Here is a 3,642-nt window from a genome sequence, read left to right on the forward strand (position 1 = left end):
TGCTGCGGTTGCTCTTACTTCCCACCTGGCACTACTTCCTCTGGAACCTCACGTCCCAGTCTCCAGGTGTCCAACATCAAGGGGAAGCTTCAGTCCACGGTGGCACGGCGCGTGGGAACCGGCTCACCCGGTAGGCGGCCCACGGGCCTGCCTCTGCTGAGCGGCCGAGACCTCCAGACGGTGGCGACCGCGGCGGAACTCTCGGAGTCTGCCCGGCCAAGGCAGGCTGTGGCCATCTGTACCGGCGGTGACGTGGTGGGACTCGCGGGCAACTGGCGTGTGTTGCCTGCGGAGTTCGGGGACGCCGTGACCGGTCTGACCGTGCTGCGTCCTATCGGCAACAACGGCCGAGCCTTGTGCGAGTGGATGCGGACTCGGGCGAGCGAAGAGGACGGCCCTTACTCGCGCGTGTCCATGAACTCGCCCGTGCCTGTCGAGCTGATCAAGGACCCTGAGTTCAACGCGCATCTGGACGACCTCGACCACGGCAGAGCGGCGCTCGCCGTCACGACCTCAAGAATCCTGCCGAACGTGTTCCAAGGTATGCAGGCTGGTCTCGACGAGATGCGCCGTGTCGCCAAGGCATCCGCATACGAGGCGCGCATCATCGAAGAACTTGTCCAACCGCTCGGGGACCCGGTCCGACGGGCCGAGTGGACCTACCCGTACCACGTCGCGGCGCTGGCCCGGCAGTACCGCATCGCCACGACGTCGGCCCATCGCAAGGATGCTCTCCTGAAACTCGCGGAAGGCGTGGCGCGCTGTGTCGGGGTGCTTGCCGTCGCGGTCCAGATACACCGTGACCAGGGCTACGTTGACACCCTTCGTAGAAACAGATCCCTCTCGCAGGGCGGTGCGACCTTCGGGACATGGGAGAAACAGATCGAAGCCCTGGTCAAGGCCGGGCCTATCCCCGAACTTCCGGAGCTGGAGGGCTCCCTGGACCCTGGTGGGGTGCTCGGAACGCTGCGCGAACTGCGCGGGATGCGGAACGACTCCAGCCACGCGAGCAGGGTGCAGCCGGAACACAAGCTGGAGCGGGAGGTCGAGACGCTTCAGCCGCTGGTCGTGGCGGCCCTGGAATCGGTGGGCTGGCTGTCCGCCCTCCGCTGGGAACTGGTCGACACCTGTGCGTACGCCGGGAACGGCGGATTCACCCTGATCGGGCGACGTCTCCAAGGAAGCCATCCTGACTGGGAGCCTTTCGAGCGCTCGTTCCCCGACACCCTCGACCCAGACCGCATCTACGTGGAGGGCCCCTCATCCCCGCGACCGTTGCCGTTGTGGCCCGTGGCACGGGCCGAGGTCTGCGAGGACTGCGACGCACGGGAGCTGTTCCTGTTCCACAAGTTCGACAAGACGAGCGGGGGCATCACAATGCGCTGCGGCAGGGATCACAAGTTCCCTCGGGACGACACCTGAAGTCGTGCCACGCCCGCGGCCCTGGACTCCAACGGGTTCGCGCGTCGGGCACCCCCGCTGAAGCGGTGGCCGACGAACTGGTCGCGCCCGGACTTGCCTTCGAACCGGACCGATGTCAGTGCGAGAGCCGGGCATCCACGAGTAGGCGCGCACGATGAGCACTCCGTCCCGACGTCACTCGACGAGTTCGGCCGGGGCCTGCCTCCGGGCGCTTGGCCCTGCCCCGACACATCGGCTGGGGCCCGCACGACGAGTACGACCTAGCCGGCGCACCGTCGACTGACTCGCATCAGTCGGCGCGGTCAGTGACGGCTTCGGTCTCCTCCCTTCCCCCCCGATGGCTCAGGGAGGATGCGGGCTAGCATCGCAGGCCGCCCGGCACCCGAAGCACCGCTAACGATTACGACGAGCTGATGACGGCTCGGGCAGGTGAACGCAGCCTGCTTCGAAGCGGGGCAACATAGCGCGGGATCGCCGGTTGGCCAAACCGGCGATCCCGCGCATCATTGATGGTCCACCGCCATTACCTGCCCGTACGTCGGAAGGCACGACCACCACGACATCCAAAGCAGCCCAACCCCGTACGCCTTCACGTCGCAAACACACCGGACGGCTACGCCGCCGCGTAACTGGCGCGGAAGAGGTCCACGGCCCGCTCCATGTCCCGCTCGGAGCGCAACTGCACCTCCAGGTCGCCCGTGCCGTGGTGGCCCAGCCCCGTCACATCCCGAGTGAAGCCAGGTATGAGGTCGACCTCCTTCGGGTCGGCCTTCAGATAGACGAGGAGCTTGGTCTTCTGCGGCGGGCAAACGCAGGCGAAGTTCCGCAGGCGCTGATACGCCCGGTACTGCTTCCGCTGCACCCGGCTGACGCCGTCCCCGAGGCCGAGCAGCACCTCATCAACCGCCTCCGCCAGCTCCGCCAGCGAACCGTCCTGCTCTCGAGCGGGCGGCAGCCCGGCCGCGCTGCGGCGAGCCCGCCGCGCGGCCGGCGTCCGCCCGGTGACGGATGCCACGGTCTCAAGTCCAATCAGGTCCTTGCCGAAGAACCGGTAGCGGACCAGGTCGATGCTGCGCCTGTGCTCGCGTACGGCGTGCCCGTCGTAGCGGGTGAAATCGCCGGCGACACAGATCAGCCGGGGTGCGCTCCACAGCACCTGGGACGCGGCCGATACCCCGAGTCGGTCGCGTACCAGGTACCGGAAGGCGTCCTTGTGCGCCATCAGCCACGCCATGTAATACAAGCCCTGATTGATCACGCCGGCTGCGGTGCCGCGCTTGAACTCCACGACCACCGGCGCCCCGTTCTCATCGAGCCCCAGCGAATCGATCCGGCCACCGTCAGCGCAGTCGATGACGTACTCGCTCGCCAGGAACCGCACCCCCAGCATCGTCTCCATGTGCGCCTCGACGAGGCCCTGCACATCCGCCTCGACCTCGGCAAGACGCGGCATGACCTCCGTCACGCCGCCATTCGTCGTGTGAAACAGCTTCAGGCCCGACACCTTCCCCTCCTCGGCTCGAAGATCGAGAACGCAGGAGAGGGGTAGATCTATTTCCGCGTGGGCGCACCGAACAGGTGAGGAGATGTGAGACGGTGACCACCTGGCACAGTCGGGTACCCCTGCATCCCATCCGTCCCAGAGGGGCCCTCGCCCCACATACGTCCCACAAAACCCCTGACAGCGTGTCAGCGAGGAAGAACGTGGCAGGTCAAAGCACCTGCCGACGAGATGCGCCAGGCGCCTTCTAAGCACCTGCTACACAAGGCATCCCGCACCTCTTCCCCGCCGGCCTGCGGCATGCCTCCGGGGCCGCGTCGGCGGCTGAGCACACGAAGGGCCGGCAGCCAATGCGATGCTGTCGGTGTTGCCTGCCGGCCGGAAGATGGCCGTGGGCGCAGGTCAGCAGGTGAACCAGGACGGCGAACAGCACGAAGACGGCCGCCGCTCCCCCATGGGGCGAGGCGGTCGGCAGGGCGCCCGAATCTCACCCTTACAGGTACGGGATGTAGTTGAACTAAGCACATAGAGTGCGCGTGAAGGAGGAGGGTGTGCCCAGCCCGGATCCGGTCGTGGGTCATCACTAGGTCCTTGGTCGCGAGCACCGGTGGTGTAAGACGCACCCCTGGACTTTCCCCGTGACGTTGGACACTCGATGCTTACGCCGCGAGGGCGTGTCCTTGCTCGTGCCGCTGCCGGATCTCCAGCGGGGTCAGGTA

General features: G+C 66.8%; 2 protein-coding genes. One reads left to right on the plus strand and one right to left on the minus strand.

The window, feature by feature from the left end; genetic code table 11:
• Positions 1–426: 426 nt before the first annotated feature.
• The gene (locus AB0I73_RS40665; protein ID WP_363045416.1) at positions 427–1,422 is read left to right on the plus strand and encodes a hypothetical protein; all 996 of its coding nucleotides are present in this window, start codon (positions 427–429) and stop codon (positions 1,420–1,422) included.
• 613 nt (positions 1,423–2,035) lie between these two features.
• Here AB0I73_RS40665 and AB0I73_RS40670 read toward each other — a convergent pair.
• On the minus strand, positions 2,036–2,926 hold the full coding sequence (locus AB0I73_RS40670; protein WP_363045417.1) for a DUF5655 domain-containing protein: 891 nt from the start codon (positions 2,924–2,926) through the stop codon (positions 2,036–2,038).
• Positions 2,927–3,642: the final 716 nt, after the last annotated feature.

This window comes from Streptomyces sp. NPDC050388 (assembly GCF_040655635.1).
Lineage (GTDB): Bacteria > Actinomycetota > Actinomycetes > Streptomycetales > Streptomycetaceae > Streptomyces.